Source organism: Mycobacterium sp. NPDC003323, from assembly GCF_053589535.1.
Genome location: NZ_JBSFSB010000001.1, coordinates 1,339,428 through 1,354,441, shown reverse-complemented (window position 1 = coordinate 1,354,441; position 15,014 = coordinate 1,339,428). Strand labels below are relative to the sequence as shown.

Here is a 15,014-nt window from a genome sequence, read left to right as displayed (position 1 = left end):
CTCAGGCGGCCGCGCGGAGCTCCAGCGCGAGGTTGTTCTTCATGCCGCCGCGCAGTTTGGAGAACAGGTTGAACACCTTGCCGATCAAGCCGTAGCGCTTGCCGATCCCGTCGTAGGTCCGGCGCAGCGCATCCTCGTCGAGGATCGCCGCAGCGGCCTCCACGGGTTCGCTCTTCGGGTTGCCGCGCCGGTCACACACCGCCACCGTCACCCGCGGGGTGTTGCGGATGCGCTTGACCTTCCAGGCGCCGGCCTGGGTCAGCACCAGGAGCCGGTCACCTTCGGGCACGGCCCACACGGCGGTGGGCTTGGGCCGCCCGTCCTTGGTGAAGGTGGTCAGCAGGACGTAGTCGGCCTTGGCGACATCGGCGAAGGTGAGAGACATGAGCTGAATCCTAATGTCATCCAGCGGTGTTTCAGCCTTCCAGCTCGCCCTCGGTCTCCAACAGCACCTGCTTGAGACCGTCCAACGTGGCGGTCTCCGGTTGTGCCCACATGCCGCGGCCGGCGGCCTCCAACAGTCGCTCGGCCATACCGTGCAGCGCCCAGGGATTGGATTCGTTCATGAACTTGCGGTTCTCGGCGTCCAGCACATAGCTCTGGCTCAGCTGCTCGTACATCCAGTCGGACATGACGTGTGCGGTGGCGTCGTACCCGAACAGGTAGTCCACGGTCGCGGCCATCTCGAAGGCGCCCTTGTAGCCGTGTCGGCGCATCGCGTTGATCCACCGCGGGTTGACCACTCGGGCGCGGAACACACGGGTGGTCTCCTCGCTCAGGGTCCGGGTGCGCACCGCATCGGGGCGGGTGTTGTCACCGATGTAGGCGGCCGGGTCCTTGCCGGTGAGCGCCCGGACCGTGGCGATCATGCCGCCGTGATACTGGAAGTAGTCATCGGAGTCGGCGATATCGTGTTCGCGGGTGTCGGTGTTCTTGGCCGCGACCACGATTCGGCGATAGGCGCGGTTCATGTCGTCGGTGGCCGGGGCGCCGTCCAGTCCGCGCCCGTAGGCGTATCCGCCCCAGGCGGTGTACACCTGGGCCAGATCGGCGTCATCGCGCCAGTTACGGCTGTCGATCAGCTGCAGCAGACCGGCGCCATAGGTGCCCGGCTTCGAGCCGAAGATCCGTGTGGTGCTGCGGCGTTGGTCACCGTGCTCGGCCAGGTCGGTCAGCGAGTGGGCGCGCACGTAGTTGTCCTCGGGGGCCTCGTCGAGGGCCGCCACCAGGGCCACGGCATCGTCGAGCATCGTCACCACGTGTGGGAAGGCGTCGCGGAAGAATCCGGAGATGCGCACCGTCACGTCGATGCGGGGCCGGCCCAGCTCCTCGAGCGGGATCGCCGCCAGGTCGACCACGCGGCGGGACGCATCATCCCAGCGGGGTCGCACCCCGAGCAGGGCCAGCACCTCGGCGATGTCGTCGCCGGCGGTGCGCATCGCCGAGGTCCCCCACACCGACAGGCCGACCGATCGGGGCCACTCGCCGTTCTCTGAGCGGTACCGCTCCAGCAGCGAATCGGCCAGCGCCACACCGGTTTCCCAGGCCAGCCGAGAGGGCACCGCCTTGGGGTCCACCGAGTAGAAGTTGCGACCGGTCGGCAACACGTTGACCAGGCCGCGCAGCGGCGATCCGGACGGGCCTGCCGGGATGTAGTGGCCATCGATCGCCTTGAGCACGGCCTCGATCTCGCCCGCGGTGGCGCGCAACCGCGGAACCACCTCGGTGGCCGCGAACCGCAGGATCTGAGCGACCACCGGGTCGTCGGTCAGGCCGTCGACCGCGCCGGCATCCCAGCCGCTGTCCTGCAGACCGGCCACCAGCGCGCGGGCGGCCTCCTCGGCGGCATCGACGCTCGCGCGCTCGTCGGCGCCGTCCTCGGCGAGCCCGAGGGCCTGGCGCAGGCCGGGCACGGTCTGTTCACCGCCGAACAGCTGGCGGGCGCGCAGGATGGCCAGCACCAGATCGAGTTCTGACTCCCCGTGCGGCGCCAGCCCGAGGATGTGCAGTCCGTCGCGGATCTGGACGTCCTTGATCTCGCACAGCCAGCCGTCGACGTGCAGCAGCATGTCGTCGAAGGAGTCCTCGTCCGGGCGGTCCTGCAGACCCAGGTCGTGGTCCATCTTCGCCGCGCGCATCAGCGTCCAGATCTGCTGGCGGATGGCCGGCAGCTTGGCAGGGTCCAGCGCGGAGACGTTGGAGTGCTCGTCGAGCAACTGCTCCAGACGCGCGATATCACCGTAGGTCTCGGCGCGGGCCATCGGCGGGATCAGGTGGTCGACCAGGGTGGCGTGGGCGCGGCGCTTGGCCTGGGTGCCCTCGCCGGGATCGTTGACCAGGAACGGGTAGATCAACGGGAGATCGCCCAGGGCGGCGTCGGTGCCGCATTCGGCGCTCATGCCGAGCGTCTTGCCGGGCAGCCACTCCAAGTTGCCGTGCTTGCCCAGGTGGACGACGACGTCGGCGCCGAAGCTGTTGGAGAAGCTGTCATCGAGCCACCGGTAGGCCGCCAGGTAGTGGTGGCTGGGCGGCAGGTCCGGATCGTGATAGATCGCCACCGGGTTCTCGCCGAAACCGCGCGGCGGCTGGACCAGGATCACGGTGTTGCCGGATTGCATTGCGGCGATGACGATCTCGCCATCCGGATCCTGGCTGCGGTCGACGAAGAGCTCGCCCGGCGGCGGTCCCCAGTGCTGCACCACCGCATCGGCGAAGTCGGCGGGCAGGGTGGCGAACCAGGCCCGGTAGTCCGCCGCGGAGACGCGGATCGGGTTGCCCGCCAGCGACTCCTCGGTGAGCCAGTCCGGATCCTGTCCCCCGCGCTCGATGAGCGCGTGCACCAGGGCGTCCCCATCACCGGAGTCGACGCCGGGCACCTCGCCGATGTCGACACCGTGATCACGCAGGGCGCGCAGCAGCGCCACCGCGCTGGCCGGGGTGTCCAGGCCGACCGCGTTGCCGATGCGGGCATGTTTGGTGGGGTATGCCGAGAAGACCAGCGCCACCCGCTTGTCGGCCGGGGCGATGCGGCGCAGCCGGGCGTGCCGCACGGCCAGCCCCGCGACCCGGGCACACCGTTCGGGGTCGGCCGCATAGGTGATCAGCCCTTCGTCATCGATCTCCTTGAAGGAGAACGGGACCGTGATGATGCGGCCGTCGAACTCGGGCACCGCCACCTGGGTGGCGACGTCCAGCGGGGACAGGCCGTCGTCGTTCTCCGACCACTTGGCGCGGGAACTGGTCAGGCACAGGCCCTGCAGGATCGGCACATCCAGCGCCGCCAGGTGCGCGACGTTCCAGGCGTCGTCGGTGCCGCCCGCGGTGACACCGGCCGGCGTCGCCCCGCCGGCGGCCAGCACCGTGGTGATCAGGGTGTCGGCCGTGGCCAACAGTTCCAGCAGCTCGGGTTCGGCGGTGCGCAGTGAGGCGCAGTACACCGGCAGTGCGAGAGCGCCCGCGGCGTCGATGGCGTCGCACAGCGCCTCGATGTATCCGGTGTTGCCGGCCAAGTGCTGAGCCCGGTAGTACAGCACCGCGATCGTCGGCGCGTCGTCTGCCACGTGTCGATCCCGGTGCAGCACACCCCAATTCGGGATCGCGATGGGCGGGTCGAAGACCTCGCCGGTCATCAGCAGGTTGTCGCTGAGGAAGGCGTGCAGGCCGCGCAGGTTGGCGGTGCCGCCCTGCGCCAGATAGACGTGCGCCTCCAGCGCGACTCCGGCCGGGACCGTCGAGTAGCGCATCAGTTCGGCGTCGGGAGCCTGTTCGCCGGAGAGCACCACGGTGGGCACACCGCTGGCCACCACGGCGTCGATACCGTGCTGCCAGGCGCGGTAGCCGCCGAGGATCCGCACCACCGCGATGTCGACGCCGTCGAGCAGTTCACCGAGTTCGCGCTGCAGGTCGTCCTCGAGTAACCGGGAGGGGTTGGCCCAGCGATAGCCGGCACCACTGGCGCGCGCGGTGATCAGATCGGTATCGGACGTCGAGAGCAGCAGTACGGTCGGCACTGCTCAATCCTGCCCCACCGCGCGCGCTGCGTGGTGGGCCGGTCAGTGTTCGGAGCGACTCCAGCGGCCATACCAGGAGTCCCGGTACGGGGTGGCGATCGCGGCGACCACGAGGGTCACGCCCAGTCCGATGGCGATGAGTGAAGCCATTTCGTCGCCTCCTTTCCTATGGGGTACCGGCGGTACCGCTCGGCTGTTCTGAAGGTAGCGCCCGCGCCCGGTGAAAAGTTGGTCCTGTGCGTGAGGAGACAGCCTCGTTCGCGCTGTGACGTACTTCACATCAGGCGATCGCACGCCGCCGCGACGTGGGCTTATCACGATTGCAATCGCGACGCATCAAACCGTTGGCGGCGCCGCGGACGGCTGGCCCACTAGGGGTATGAGCTTTCTGCCTTCAGTGGATGTCGTGAAACTCGGTGCGCAGATCGGTGCCCGGATCAACGGTGTGCGCGTCGGGGATGACCTCGACGGAGCCACCGTCGCCGCCCTCAACCGCGCGTTGCTGACACACAAGGTCATCTTCTTCCGCGACCAGCACCACCTCGATGACGACGGGCAACTGGCCTTTGCACGGCGGTTCGGCATCACAACGGCTGCGCACCCGACGGTGCTGTCTCGCGGTGCGCGGGTACTGCCCATCGATTCGCGGTATGACAAGGCCAACAGCTGGCACACCGATGTCACCTTCGTCGACCGTATCCCCAAGGCCTCACTACTGCGAGCGGTCACCCTGCCTTCGTACGGCGGCACCACGGTGTGGGCCAATACACAGGTCGCATACCAGCAGTTGCCGCAGCCGCTGCGGGCGCTGGCCGAGGACCTGTGGGCCGTGCACACCAACACCTACGACTACGCCGCCGACTATGACGGCCGGCACGAACTACTCAGCGACACCGTCCGCGAGCACCGGAGCGAATTCGAGTCCGAGTACTTCGAGACCGAGCATCCCGTGGTCCGCGTGCACCCCGAGACCGGTGAACCCGTCCTGCTGCTCGGACACTTCGTCAAGCGCTTCGTGGGGCTGGGGTCCGCCGAGTCTGCGGCCCTGTTCGACCTGCTGCAGAAGCGGATCACCCGCCTGGAGAACACCGTCCGATGGAATTGGCGGCTGGGTGACCTGGCCATCTGGGACAACCGGGCGACCCAGCACTATGCGGTATCCGATTACGACGATCAGTTCCGCCGGCTCAGCCGGGTGACCCTGGCCGGCGACATCCCCGTCGACGTGAGGGGAAACCCAAGCCGTGTCATCGCCGGTGACGCGTCGCGCTACTCCGGGATCGCCGATGCGGCGCCCGTCGGTCGACAGTGGGCCGGTTGAACGGTCACAACCGGCGTATCTCGCGGGCCAACAGCGCGTCCTCCAAGAACTCGTAGCGCGTGCATTCGTGTCTCTGCTCGGCCTCGAACAGGTGATGCGCCCTGTGCTGCCACGCGTGGGCGGCGTCGGCGATCCGGTGCAGATCCGGATGCGGCACCTGCGGCACGTGCATCCAGTGCAGCGTCAGACTGGTCATTCGTCCCTCCAACCCTCAGTCCCGCCCCATGGGAGAAAAGTTAGGAGTCGCCCGGCGTCGGCTCGCACGTAGACCGGTACCTGTTTTCGTCGGCTGCGCAGCGACGGGTGAGACACCAGAGCAGTACGGTGAGCACGTGAGCCGAACCCGCGATCAGGACGCCTGTCCCGGCGCCCTGCAGGTCCATCAGGCGGCCGACGGTGCGCTGGTGCGGGTACGTCTGCCGGGCGGACTCCTGACCGCGACGGCCCTGGAGAAACTGGCGCACGCGGCGGCCGGACACGGCAACGGATCGCTCGAACTCACGTCGCGCGGCAGTCTGCAGATCCGCGGCGTCACCGACCCGGTGCGGGTCGCCGAGACCGTGGCCGCGGCGGGCCTGTTGCCCTCCCCGCAACACGAACGGGTCCGCAATATCGTGGCGTCGCCGCTGTCGGGACGCTCCGGCGGCCTCGCCGACGTCCGCGGCTGGGTCGGTGATCTCGACGAAGGGCTGCAACGCGATCCGGCGTTGGCGCAGTTGCCCGGGCGATTCTGGTTCTCCCTCGACGACGGACGCGGAGACGTGTCCGGTCTGCACGCCGACGTCGGCCTGCAGGTCACCGACGCCGGTGTGGCGCTGCTGCTGGCCGGCACCGACACCGGGATTCGGCTGGACCCCGACCGGGCGGTGCCCGCACTGATCGAGATCGCCAGGCGCTTCCAGCAGCGACGAGGCAAACGCTGGCGGGTGGTCGAACTCGACGACACCGCGGAGTTGCTCGCGGGATTCTCCGACGATGTCGCGGTCGAGGACCGGTTGGCGGTCACCGACAGCACCCGCGGCCCGGTGGGGTGGATCCCGCAGGCCGACGACGACCGGGTGACGCTGGCCGCGGTGGTGCCACTGGGCGTGTTGCCGGCCCGGACGGCCGAGTTCCTGGCCGCCATCGAGGCACCGCTGGTGGTCACGCCGTGGCGGTCGATCCTGGTGTGTGATCTGTTCGAGGGGGTCGCCGATACCGCTCTGCGCGTGCTGGCGCCCCTGGGCCTGGTTTTCGACGAGAACTCACCGTGGTTGAGCATCAGCGCCTGCGCGGGCAGTCCGGGCTGCGAACGGTCGCGCAGTGATGTGCGTGCCGACGCGACACGGGCCGCCGGACTCGGCGTCGTCGACGGCTCAGGTCACCGGCATTTCGTCGGATGCGAACGTGGCTGCGGCGCTCCGCCCGGCGCGCGGGTTCTGGTGGCGTCCGGGAACGGATACCGACCGCGGCACCCGTAGGGTATGCGGGTGCTCGAATACACCCGCGATGCCGCGGAGATCTACCGTGAGTCCTTCGCGACGATCCGCGCCGAGGCCGACCTGACGCGGTTTCCCGCCGATATCGCCCGGGTCGTCGTCCGGTTGATCCACACCTGCGGCCAGACCGATGTCACCGAACACGTCGCGTTCACACCCGATGCCGTGGCACGCGCGCACGCAGCCCTGGCCGCGGGCGCGCCGGTGCTCTGCGATTCGTCGATGGTGGCGGCGGGCATCACCAGATCCCGGTTGCCCGCGCAGAACGAGGTGGTCTCCCTGGTCGCCGACCCGCGTGCCGCCGAGGTGGCCGAACGCCTGGGCAGCACCCGGTCCGCGGCCGGCGTGGACATCTGGGCCGACCGCCTCGGCGGGGCGGTACTGGCCATCGGCAACGCGCCGACGGCGCTGTTCCGCCTGCTCGAACTGTTGGACGAGGGGGCTCCCGTCCCGGCCGCCGTGCTGGGCGGACCGGTCGGATTCGTGGGTTCGGCCCAGTCCAAGGACGAGCTGACAGCCCGTCCACGGGGGATGTCCTATCTGGTGGTGACCGGCCGGCGCGGCGGTAGCGCGATGGCGGCGGCCGCGGTGAATGCGATTGCGAGCGAACAGGAATGAGGCTTGCCGAATGAACGATCAGCCCGAGATGGCCAAAGGCACGCTCTACGGCGTCGGTCTGGGACCCGGCGATCCGGAACTGGTGACCGTCAAGGCGGCCCGGCTGATCGGTGAGGCCGACGTGGTGGCCTATCACAGCGCCCGGCACGGGCGCAGTATCGCGCGGCGGATCGCCGAACCGTATCTGCGCGCGGGACAGATCGAGGAGCACCTGGTCTATCCGGTGACCACCGAGACCACCGATCACCCCGGCGGTTATGCCGGGGCAATGGAGGATTTCTACGCCGAGGCCGCCGAACGCATCGCCGTGCACCTGAGCGCCGGACGTGATGTGGCGCTGCTGGCCGAGGGTGATCCGCTGTTCTACAGCTCCTACATGCACATGCACACCCGGCTGACCGAGCGGTTCGACGCCGTCATCGTGCCCGGTGTGACGTCGGTGAGCGCCGCCTCCGCCGCCAGCGGCACCCCACTGGTCCAGGGCGACGAGGTGCTCACCATCCTGCCCGGCACCCTGCCCGCGGCCGAGCTGACCCGGCGGCTGGCCGACACCGACGCCGCGGTGATCATGAAGCTGGGCAAATCCTTCTCGGAAGTACGCCAAGCGCTTTCGGAGACCCACCGCCTGGACCGGGCGTTCTATGTGGAGCGGGCCAGCACCGACCGGCAACGGGTGCTGCCGGCCGCCGATGTCGACGAGGACTCGGTGCCGTACTTCTCCATCGTCATGCTGCCCGGCGAGGCCGCGCTGCGCCCGGGCCCGTCTTCGGTCGCCTCGAAGGGCGGCGTCGCAGTGGTGGGCCTGGGTCCCGGTGACCTGGATTGGATCACCCCGCAGGCGCGCCGCGAGTTGGCCGCGGCCACCGACCTGATCGGCTACTTCCCCTACCTGGACCGGGTCGGCACCCGCACCGGGCAGACCCGCCATCCCAGTGACAACACCGACGAACCGGCGCGCGCCAGACTCGCCTGCGAACTGGCCACTCAGGGCCGGTCGGTGGTCGTGGTGTCCTCCGGTGATCCGGGGGTTTTCGCGATGGCCACGGCCGTGCTCGAGGAGGCGGTGCACTGGCCCGACGTCCCGGTCCGGGTCATCCCTGCGATGACGGCCGCCAATGCCGTCGCCAGTCGCGTCGGTGCTCCGTTGGGCCACGACTACGCGGTGATCTCACTGTCGGATCGGCTCAAACCGTGGGACATCATCGCCAAGCGGATCAGCGCCGCGGCCGCCGCGGATCTGGCGATCGCCGTGTACAACCCGGCGTCGAAGACCAGGACCTGGCAGGTCGGTGCCATGCGTGACCTGTTGTTGGAGCACCGGTCCCCCGAGACACCGGTGGTGATCGGGCGCGATGTGGCGGGACCGAACGAGACCGTGCGGGTGGTGACACTCGGCGATCTCGACCCCGGCGAGGTGGACATGCGCTGCCTGTTGATCATCGGGTCGTCGCAGACCCGGACGCACGGCGACATCGTCTTCACACCGCGGACGTACCCCGGCTGACGCCTGTCGAGGATCGTTGACACGCGTCAGCATCGGGTTTACTGTCCGCACGTGATCCCGCGTACTCCCGATGACGTGACGGCGGACTGGCTGACCGGTGTGCTCGACGTGCAGGTCAGCAGCGTCGACACCGTCCCGATCGGAACCGGTCAGACCGGTGCGACCTATCGGTTGACGGTCGGCTACGGCACCGAGGCCGAATTGCCGGGCACCTTCGCCCTCAAGTTGCCGTCCCAGGACGACACCGTGCGTGACCGCGTCGCCATCGGGTATCGCTGCGAGCATGCCTTCTACACCCAGGTGGCCGACCGGCTGCAGGTGCCCATCCCCCGCAACTTCCACTGCGAGATCGACGGCGACGGTGCGGATTTCGTGTTGTTGCTGGCCGATATGGCCCCCGCCGTACAGGGTGACCAGATCGCCGGCTGCACCGCCACCGAGGCCTCGCTGGCGGTCCGCGCACTCGCCGGTCTGCACGCGCCGAGTTGGTGTGACCCCGCGCTCACCGATTTTCCCGGGATCGCCATGCCCAAGCCGGACGCCGCGATGGCCGCCGGCATGGGCGATGTGGCCAAGATGGCCACCGAGATCACCCTCGAGCGCCTCGGTGACCGGATGAGCGCCGATGACCGCGCCACCCTGGCCGCCGCGATGGCGATGGTGACACCGTGGTTGCTCACCGAACCCGACCGGTATGCCCTGCTGCACGGCGACTACCGACTGGACAACATGCTCTTCGATCCGGAGCGCACCGCGGTGACCATCGTCGACTGGCAGACCCTCGGCGCCGGACTGCCCGCCCGCGATCTGGCCTATTTCACCGGAACCAGCCTGGAACCCGAGCTGCGCGCGGCCACCGAACGTGATCTGGTCGCCGAGTACCACGCCGGGCTGGTGGCTTTGGGTGTCGTGGACTACGACGTCGAAACCTGTTGGCGTGACTACTGTCTGGGCATGGTGCAGGCCCCGCTGATCATCGCGTTCGGCGTCGCGTTCGCCACCTCCACCGACCGCGGCGACGACATGATGTTGGCCATGGCAAAACGGTCCTGCCGGGCGATCCGCGAATTGGGCACCCTGGAACTGATCTAAGCCAGCGCGCGCAACCAGTCGACCGCCGCGTCGACGGTGTGCACGGTGGTGACGCCGGCCGGCAGCGCCGGACGGTCGACCATGATCACCGGCACACCCGCCCGGGCGGCGGCGTCGAGCTTGGCGTGCGTCATCGATCCGCCGCTGTTCTTGGTCACCAGCGCGTCGATATCGTTGCGGCGCAGCAGGTCCAGCTCACCCTCGAGATGGTAGGGGCCCCGGGAGAGCAGCAGGCTGTGTCGCTGCGGGAGCAGATCGATATCGGGCGCGGTGACAGCCCGGATCAGAAACCACGCGTCGACATCGCGGAAGGCCGCCGTACCCGAGCGGCCGGTGGTCAGGAACACCCGGTGAAAACCTCTGCGGGTGACCACCTGCGCGGCAGCGGTATCGGAATCGACCACGATCGCACCGTCATGCGGCCAGGCCGGCCGCGCCAACACCACATGGGGCAGGTCCAGTCGAATCGCCGCCCGTGCCGCGTTGGCGGTGATGGTGGCCGCGAAGGGGTGGGTCGCGTCGATCACCGCGGAGATACCGTTGTCGCCCAACCACCTCGCCAGACCGTCCGGCCCACCGAAACCGCCGATGCGGACCTCGCCGACGGGCAGCGCCGGGTCGGGCACCCTTCCGGCCAGCGAGCTGATCACCGGCACCTCAGGGTGCAACCGGGCGGCCAGCGCACGGGCCTCGGCGGTGCCCCCGAGCAGTAGGACCCGCACTAGTGCCGGCTCCCGCGTCGCCGGCCCGCGGAGTACAGATAACTGTCGGTGAACCCTTCGGCGGCCAATACGTCGCCGACGATGATCACCGCGGTCTTGGTGATCCCGGCCGCACGCAACTGTTCGGCCAGCTGTCCCAGCGGGCACCGCAGCACCTGTTCCGATGGCCAACTGGCATACGCCACCACGGCGCACGGGGTGTCGGGCCGGTAGCCGCCGGAGGTCAGCTCGGCGACGATCATCTCGGCCTGCGCGGCGGCCAGATGCAGGACCAGGGTCGCACCCGGCGCCGCCAGCGCGGCCAGCGATTCCTTCTCCGGCATGGCCGTGGACAGGGTGGCGACCCGGCTGAGCGTCACCGTCTGCGACACCCCGGGCACCGTCAGCTCGCGGCCCAGCGCCGCCGCGGCGGCCGCGAAGGCGGGCACCCCGGGCACCACCTCATAGTCGATGCCCAGCGCGTCGAGCCGCCGGCACTGTTCGGCCAGCGCCGAATAGAGCGACGGATCCCCCGAATGCAGGCGCGCCACGTCGTGACCGGCGGCATCGGCGGCGACGATCTCGTCGATGATCTGATCGAGTGTCAGCGGCCCGGTGTCGACGATCCGCGCATCATCGGGACAGTGCGCCAACAGATCCCGCGGCATGATCGACCCCGCGTACAGGCACACCGGGCATCGGCCGAGCAACCGCTGTCCACGCACGGTGATCAGATCCGCCGCGCCGGGGCCGGCGCCGATGAAAAATACGGTCACTGTTTCACCCACGCCCACTGGGTCACCGGCAGCGCGGGACGCCACGCGGTGAAGCCGCCCACGGCGCCACCCTGATAGTGCTGGAAGCGTCGCAACTCGCCACCTCTCTCCGAATACCACTGCGCCAAGAAGGCTTCCGATTCCACCGTGACGGCGTTGGCCACCAGCCTGCCACCGGAGGGCAGATGGTCGACACAGGCCTGCAGCAGGCTGGGCTGGGTGACCCCGCCGCCGACGAAGATCACCGCCGGGGGTGCCACGTTGCCGAAGGCGCCGGGAGCGTCGGCCTGCACGTCGACCCGGGCGCCGAAAGCGTCGGCGTTGGCCGCGATCCGATCTCGTCGCTGCTCATCTCGCTCAAAGGCCACCGCCCGGCAGCCCGGTGCGCTGCGACACCATTCGACGGAAACGCTTCCCGAACCCGAGCCGACATCCCACAACAGCTCGCCGGGCCGCGGTCCCAGGGCGGCCAGGGTCACCGCCCGAACGGTCTGCTTGGTGATCTGCCCGTCGTGGGCGAACTCGTCGTCGGGTAGTGCATGGGCGCGGCGGTGATCGGGCAGATACCGCACGGCCACGACATTGAGATCGTGGACAGGCTCGGCGAATTCGTGTGCCGAGGCCCGGATCATCCGCTCCTGCGGACCGCCGAGTTGCTCGAGCACGGTGAGCTCGGAATCGCCGCGGCCGGATTCGGTGAGCAGGCGGGCCAGGGTGGCCGCGGTGGTGCCGTCGCGGCTGAGCACGACGGCGCGTCCGCCGCGCCGTACCGCGGTGGACGGGTCCGCGGTCACCAGACTGATCACCTCGGTGTCGTGCACCGGCCAGCCCAGTCGGGCACAGGCCAACGTCACCGAGGACACGTGCGGCAGGACCCGCACGCGTTCGGCGCCGAACACCCGGATCAGCGTGGCCCCGATCCCGTGCAGCATCGGATCCCCGGAGGCAACCACGTGCACGGTGCCGAGCCCGTCGAACAGCGTCGGTAGTGCGTCCAGCATCGGTGACGGCCATTGCCGTCGCTGCCCGGTGATCGACGCGTCGAGCAGGTCGAGTTGGCGGGGCGCGCCGAAAATGGTTCGTGCGCTGCGTAATTCGGCGGCCGAGGCCGGCGACAGGCCGGCCATCCCGTCCGCGCCGATACCGACGACGATGATCACCGCGGCAGCCTACGCCAGATCGGGCCGGGCAGGATCCGGAACACCGCGGCGATGACGCCCACCTGCCGCGGCACCCACACGCTGCGGCGTTTGCCCTTCAGGGCGCGCACCGTCGCATCGGCGACCTGCGCCGGGGTGCTGGAGAACGGTGCCGGTTCCATCCCGTCGGTCATCCGGCCGATCACGAACCCGGGCCGCACCAGCAACAGCCGCACGCCCGATCCGCGCAGCGCGTCGGCCAGGCCCCCGCAAAAACCGTCCAGCCCGGCCTTCGCCGATCCGTATACGTAATTGGCCCGACGCACGCGCACACCGGCGATCGAGGAGAACGTGACGATGGTGCCCGCCGCGACGTTGCGCATGGTGGTGGCCAGCTCGGTGAGCAGGCTGACCTGGGCCACGTAGTCGGTGTGCACGATCGCCGCGGCGTGCGCGGAATCGGCCTCGGCCCGTTTCTGCTCGCCGAGGACGCCGAACGCGAGTACCGCGGTCGCGATAGGCCCGAGTTCGCCGGTGAGCGCGGCCACCAGCGGGCCGTGGGAGGCGATGTCATCGGCGTCGAACTCGCGGACATGCACCTCGGTGGCGCCGGCCGCCCGCACCGCCTGCACCTCGGCGGCCAGATCGTCGGCCCGCCGCGCTGCCAGCACCACCTTCCGACCTGGCGCCAAGCGTTTGGCGACCTCGACGCCGATCTCGCTGCGACCGCCGAAAATGACGACGTAGCCCGTGTCCTCCATGGCAGTGATTATGTCCTGCGCTAGCGTGGACCCCGATGGGCAAGGCAACCACCCGACTGACCAATGACGCGCTGGCATTTCTGACCGAGCGTCATCTGGCCATGCTCACCACCCTGCGCGGTGACAACTCCCCGCACGTGGTGGCGGTCGGCTTCACCTTCGACCCCACCACGCATCTGGCCCGGGTGATCACCACCGGTGGCTCGCAGAAGGCCGTCAACGCCAAGGAGCGCGGCGTCGCGGTGCTCAGCCAGGTCGATGGCGCCCGGTGGCTCTCGCTGGAGGGAACCGCCACCGTCAGCGGCGATCCCGATGATGTCCGCGATGCCGAACTGCGCTACGCGCAGCGCTACCGGACACCCCGGGTCAATCCGCGCCGCGTGGTCATCACGGTTCGGATCGAGCGCGTGCTCGGCTCGTCGACGTTGCTGGACCGCAGCGAGTCCTGACCGTCAGACCGGCACGACGACCAGTTCGTGCGGTCGGTGGTTCACCGACTCCACACCGTCCTCGGTGACGATCACGATGTCCTCGATGCGCGCTCCCCACGTGCCCGCGAAATAGATCCCCGGCTCGACGGAGAACGCCATCCCGGGCCGCAGGACGATGTCATTGCCGGCGACGATATAGGGCTCCTCGTGCACCGAGAGCCCGATGCCGTGACCGGTCCGGTGCACGAACACCTCGGCCAGACCCTCGGCGGCGAGCACATCGCGGGCGACGGCGTCGACCGACTCGGCGGTCATCCCGGGGCGCACCGCGGCGACCGCGTCGGCCTGCGCGCGCTGCAGCACCGCGTACTGGCGGGCCACCTCCGGATCCGGGGTGCCGATGCTGTAGGTGCGGGTGCAGTCGGAGTTGTAGCCGGGGGCATACGGCCCGCCGATATCCACGACGACGATATCGCCGGCCGCCAGGGTGCGGTCCGAGCATTCGTGGTGCGGGTCGGCACCGTTGGGTCCGGAGCCGACGATGATGAACGCCACCTCCGAATGTCCTTCGGCGACAATGGCTTCGGCGATATCGGCGGCGACGTCGGCCTCGGTGCGGCCGGGCACCAGGAATTCGGGTACCCGGGCGTGCACCCGGTCGATGGCGGCCCCCGCCTTGCGCAGCGCGTCGACCTCGGCCGGGTCCTTGATCATCCGCAGTTGGCGCAGCACGTCGGTGGCCAGCACCGGCACCCGCCCGAGGACCTCCGCCAGCGGCAGCAGGTGCAGAGCGGGCATGGAATCGGTGACCGCGGTCGCGATGGCCTCCCCTGCCCCGAGCGCCTGAGCCACCAGCGCGTAGGGATCCTGGCCGTCGACCCAATCACGCACCGTCACATCGAGTTCGGGCACCGCCGATTCGCGCAGCGCGGCCAACTCCAGGCGCGGCACCACGACCGTGGGCGTGGACCCGTCGGCGGGCACCACCAGGGCGGTCAGCCGTTCGAAGGTCTGGGCCCGTGACCCGAGCAGATAGCGCAGGTCATAACCCGGAGTGATGATGAGCGCGGCCAACCCGGCCGCGGCGGCTCCGGCGGCGGCGTCACGCAGTCGTCGGGCATAGACATCGGTGCTGAAGCGGGCGGTGTCTGCGGCGGTGGCCATGGCCATAGGCTAGTGCGAT

General features: G+C 69.4%; 14 protein-coding genes. 6 read left to right on the top strand and 8 right to left on the bottom strand.

Annotation, left to right across the window (positions count from 1 at the left end):
- Nucleotide 1: 1 nt before the first annotated feature.
- Both ACWDUN_RS06305 and cobN read right to left on the bottom strand, forming a co-directional pair.
- Nucleotides 2-385, bottom strand: a complete 384-nt coding sequence (locus tag ACWDUN_RS06305) for a PPOX class F420-dependent oxidoreductase (protein ID WP_449925914.1) — start codon at nt 383-385, stop codon at nt 2-4.
- A gap of 31 nt (nt 386-416) precedes the next feature.
- Nucleotides 417-4,010: a cobaltochelatase subunit CobN gene (cobN, locus tag ACWDUN_RS06300; RefSeq protein ID WP_449925911.1), complete on the bottom strand. Its 3,594-nt coding sequence runs from the start codon at nt 4,008-4,010 to the stop codon at nt 417-419.
- A 379-nt stretch (nt 4,011-4,389) separates the two neighbouring features.
- Here cobN and ACWDUN_RS06295 point away from each other — a divergent pair, with 379 nt between their 5' ends.
- Nucleotides 4,390-5,331, top strand: coding sequence for a TauD/TfdA dioxygenase family protein (locus ACWDUN_RS06295; protein ID WP_449925908.1), 942 nt, complete (start codon nt 4,390-4,392; stop codon nt 5,329-5,331).
- A 4-nt stretch (nt 5,332-5,335) separates the two neighbouring features.
- Here ACWDUN_RS06295 and ACWDUN_RS06290 read toward each other — a convergent pair whose 3' ends face one another.
- Nucleotides 5,336-5,527: a hypothetical protein gene (locus ACWDUN_RS06290; protein WP_449925906.1), complete on the bottom strand. Its 192-nt coding sequence runs from the start codon at nt 5,525-5,527 to the stop codon at nt 5,336-5,338.
- A 136-nt stretch (nt 5,528-5,663) separates the two neighbouring features.
- On the opposite strand from ACWDUN_RS06290, the gene cobG reads away from it, so the two are divergent.
- From cobG to ACWDUN_RS06270, 4 genes are read left to right on the top strand one after another with little or no spacing between them, the layout of a single operon-like run.
- Nucleotides 5,664-6,791: a precorrin-3B synthase gene (gene cobG, locus ACWDUN_RS06285; RefSeq protein WP_449925903.1), complete on the top strand. Its 1,128-nt coding sequence runs from the start codon at nt 5,664-5,666 to the stop codon at nt 6,789-6,791.
- 9 nt (nt 6,792-6,800) lie between these two features.
- A complete protein-coding gene (locus tag ACWDUN_RS06280; RefSeq protein ID WP_449925900.1) occupies nt 6,801-7,427 on the top strand; it encodes a precorrin-8X methylmutase in 627 nt (208 codons plus the stop codon).
- A 28-nt stretch (nt 7,428-7,455) separates the two neighbouring features.
- Complete coding sequence (locus ACWDUN_RS06275; RefSeq protein ID WP_449926325.1) at nt 7,456-8,931, top strand: precorrin-2 C(20)-methyltransferase; 1,476 nt, start codon at nt 7,456-7,458, stop codon at nt 8,929-8,931.
- 51 nt (nt 8,932-8,982) lie between these two features.
- Nucleotides 8,983-10,023: a phosphotransferase family protein gene (locus ACWDUN_RS06270; protein ID WP_449925897.1), complete on the top strand. Its 1,041-nt coding sequence runs from the start codon at nt 8,983-8,985 to the stop codon at nt 10,021-10,023.
- Here the strand turns inward: ACWDUN_RS06270 and ACWDUN_RS06265 are convergent.
- The 4 genes from ACWDUN_RS06265 to ACWDUN_RS06250 are packed head-to-tail and all read right to left on the bottom strand — an operon-like array spanning nt 10,020 to nt 13,400.
- Entirely contained in the window at nt 10,020-10,745 is a 726-nt protein-coding gene (locus ACWDUN_RS06265; protein ID WP_449925894.1) for a cobalt-precorrin-6A reductase, read from the bottom strand. The two genes, ACWDUN_RS06270 and ACWDUN_RS06265, sit on opposite strands and share 4 nt — an antisense overlap.
- The gene (gene cobM / locus ACWDUN_RS06260; protein ID WP_449925892.1) at nt 10,745-11,500 is read right to left on the bottom strand and encodes a precorrin-4 C(11)-methyltransferase; all 756 of its coding nucleotides are present in this window, start codon (nt 11,498-11,500) and stop codon (nt 10,745-10,747) included. The genes ACWDUN_RS06265 and cobM overlap by 1 nt, the downstream gene beginning before the upstream one ends.
- Complete coding sequence (cbiE, locus tag ACWDUN_RS06255) at nt 11,497-12,660, bottom strand: precorrin-6y C5,15-methyltransferase (decarboxylating) subunit CbiE (protein WP_449925890.1); 1,164 nt, start codon at nt 12,658-12,660, stop codon at nt 11,497-11,499. The genes cobM and cbiE overlap by 4 nt, the downstream gene beginning before the upstream one ends.
- A complete protein-coding gene (locus ACWDUN_RS06250; RefSeq protein ID WP_449925887.1) occupies nt 12,657-13,400 on the bottom strand; it encodes an SDR family NAD(P)-dependent oxidoreductase in 744 nt (247 codons plus the stop codon). Before ACWDUN_RS06250 ends, cbiE begins: the two co-directional genes overlap by 4 nt.
- A 35-nt stretch (nt 13,401-13,435) precedes the next feature.
- On the opposite strand from ACWDUN_RS06250, the gene ACWDUN_RS06245 reads away from it, so the two are divergent.
- Complete coding sequence (locus ACWDUN_RS06245) at nt 13,436-13,849, top strand: F420-dependent biliverdin reductase (RefSeq protein ID WP_449925884.1); 414 nt, start codon at nt 13,436-13,438, stop codon at nt 13,847-13,849.
- Nucleotides 13,850-13,852: 3 nt separating this feature from the next.
- On the opposite strand, the gene ACWDUN_RS06240 is transcribed toward ACWDUN_RS06245, so the two are convergent.
- Nucleotides 13,853-14,995, bottom strand: coding sequence for a M24 family metallopeptidase (locus ACWDUN_RS06240; protein WP_449925881.1), 1,143 nt, complete (start codon nt 14,993-14,995; stop codon nt 13,853-13,855).
- Nucleotides 14,996-15,014: the final 19 nt, after the last annotated feature.

Excerpts from the sequence above, each read along its gene's own strand:
- ACWDUN_RS06305 (WP_449925914.1), bottom strand. The coding sequence starts at position 385 with ATGTCTCTCACCTTCGCCGATGTCGCCAAGGCCGACTACGTCCTGCTG.
- ACWDUN_RS06295 (WP_449925908.1), top strand. The coding sequence starts at position 4,390 with ATGAGCTTTCTGCCTTCAGTGGATGTCGTGAAACTCGGTGCGCAGATC.
- ACWDUN_RS06290 (WP_449925906.1), bottom strand. The coding sequence starts at position 5,527 with ATGACCAGTCTGACGCTGCACTGGATGCACGTGCCGCAGGTGCCGCAT.
- ACWDUN_RS06275 (WP_449926325.1), top strand. The coding sequence starts at position 7,456 with ATGGCCAAAGGCACGCTCTACGGCGTCGGTCTGGGACCCGGCGATCCG.
- ACWDUN_RS06250 (WP_449925887.1), bottom strand. The coding sequence starts at position 13,400 with ATGGAGGACACGGGCTACGTCGTCATTTTCGGCGGTCGCAGCGAGATC.
- ACWDUN_RS06245 (WP_449925884.1), top strand. The coding sequence starts at position 13,436 with ATGGGCAAGGCAACCACCCGACTGACCAATGACGCGCTGGCATTTCTG.
- ACWDUN_RS06240 (WP_449925881.1), bottom strand. The coding sequence starts at position 14,995 with ATGGCCACCGCCGCAGACACCGCCCGCTTCAGCACCGATGTCTATGCC.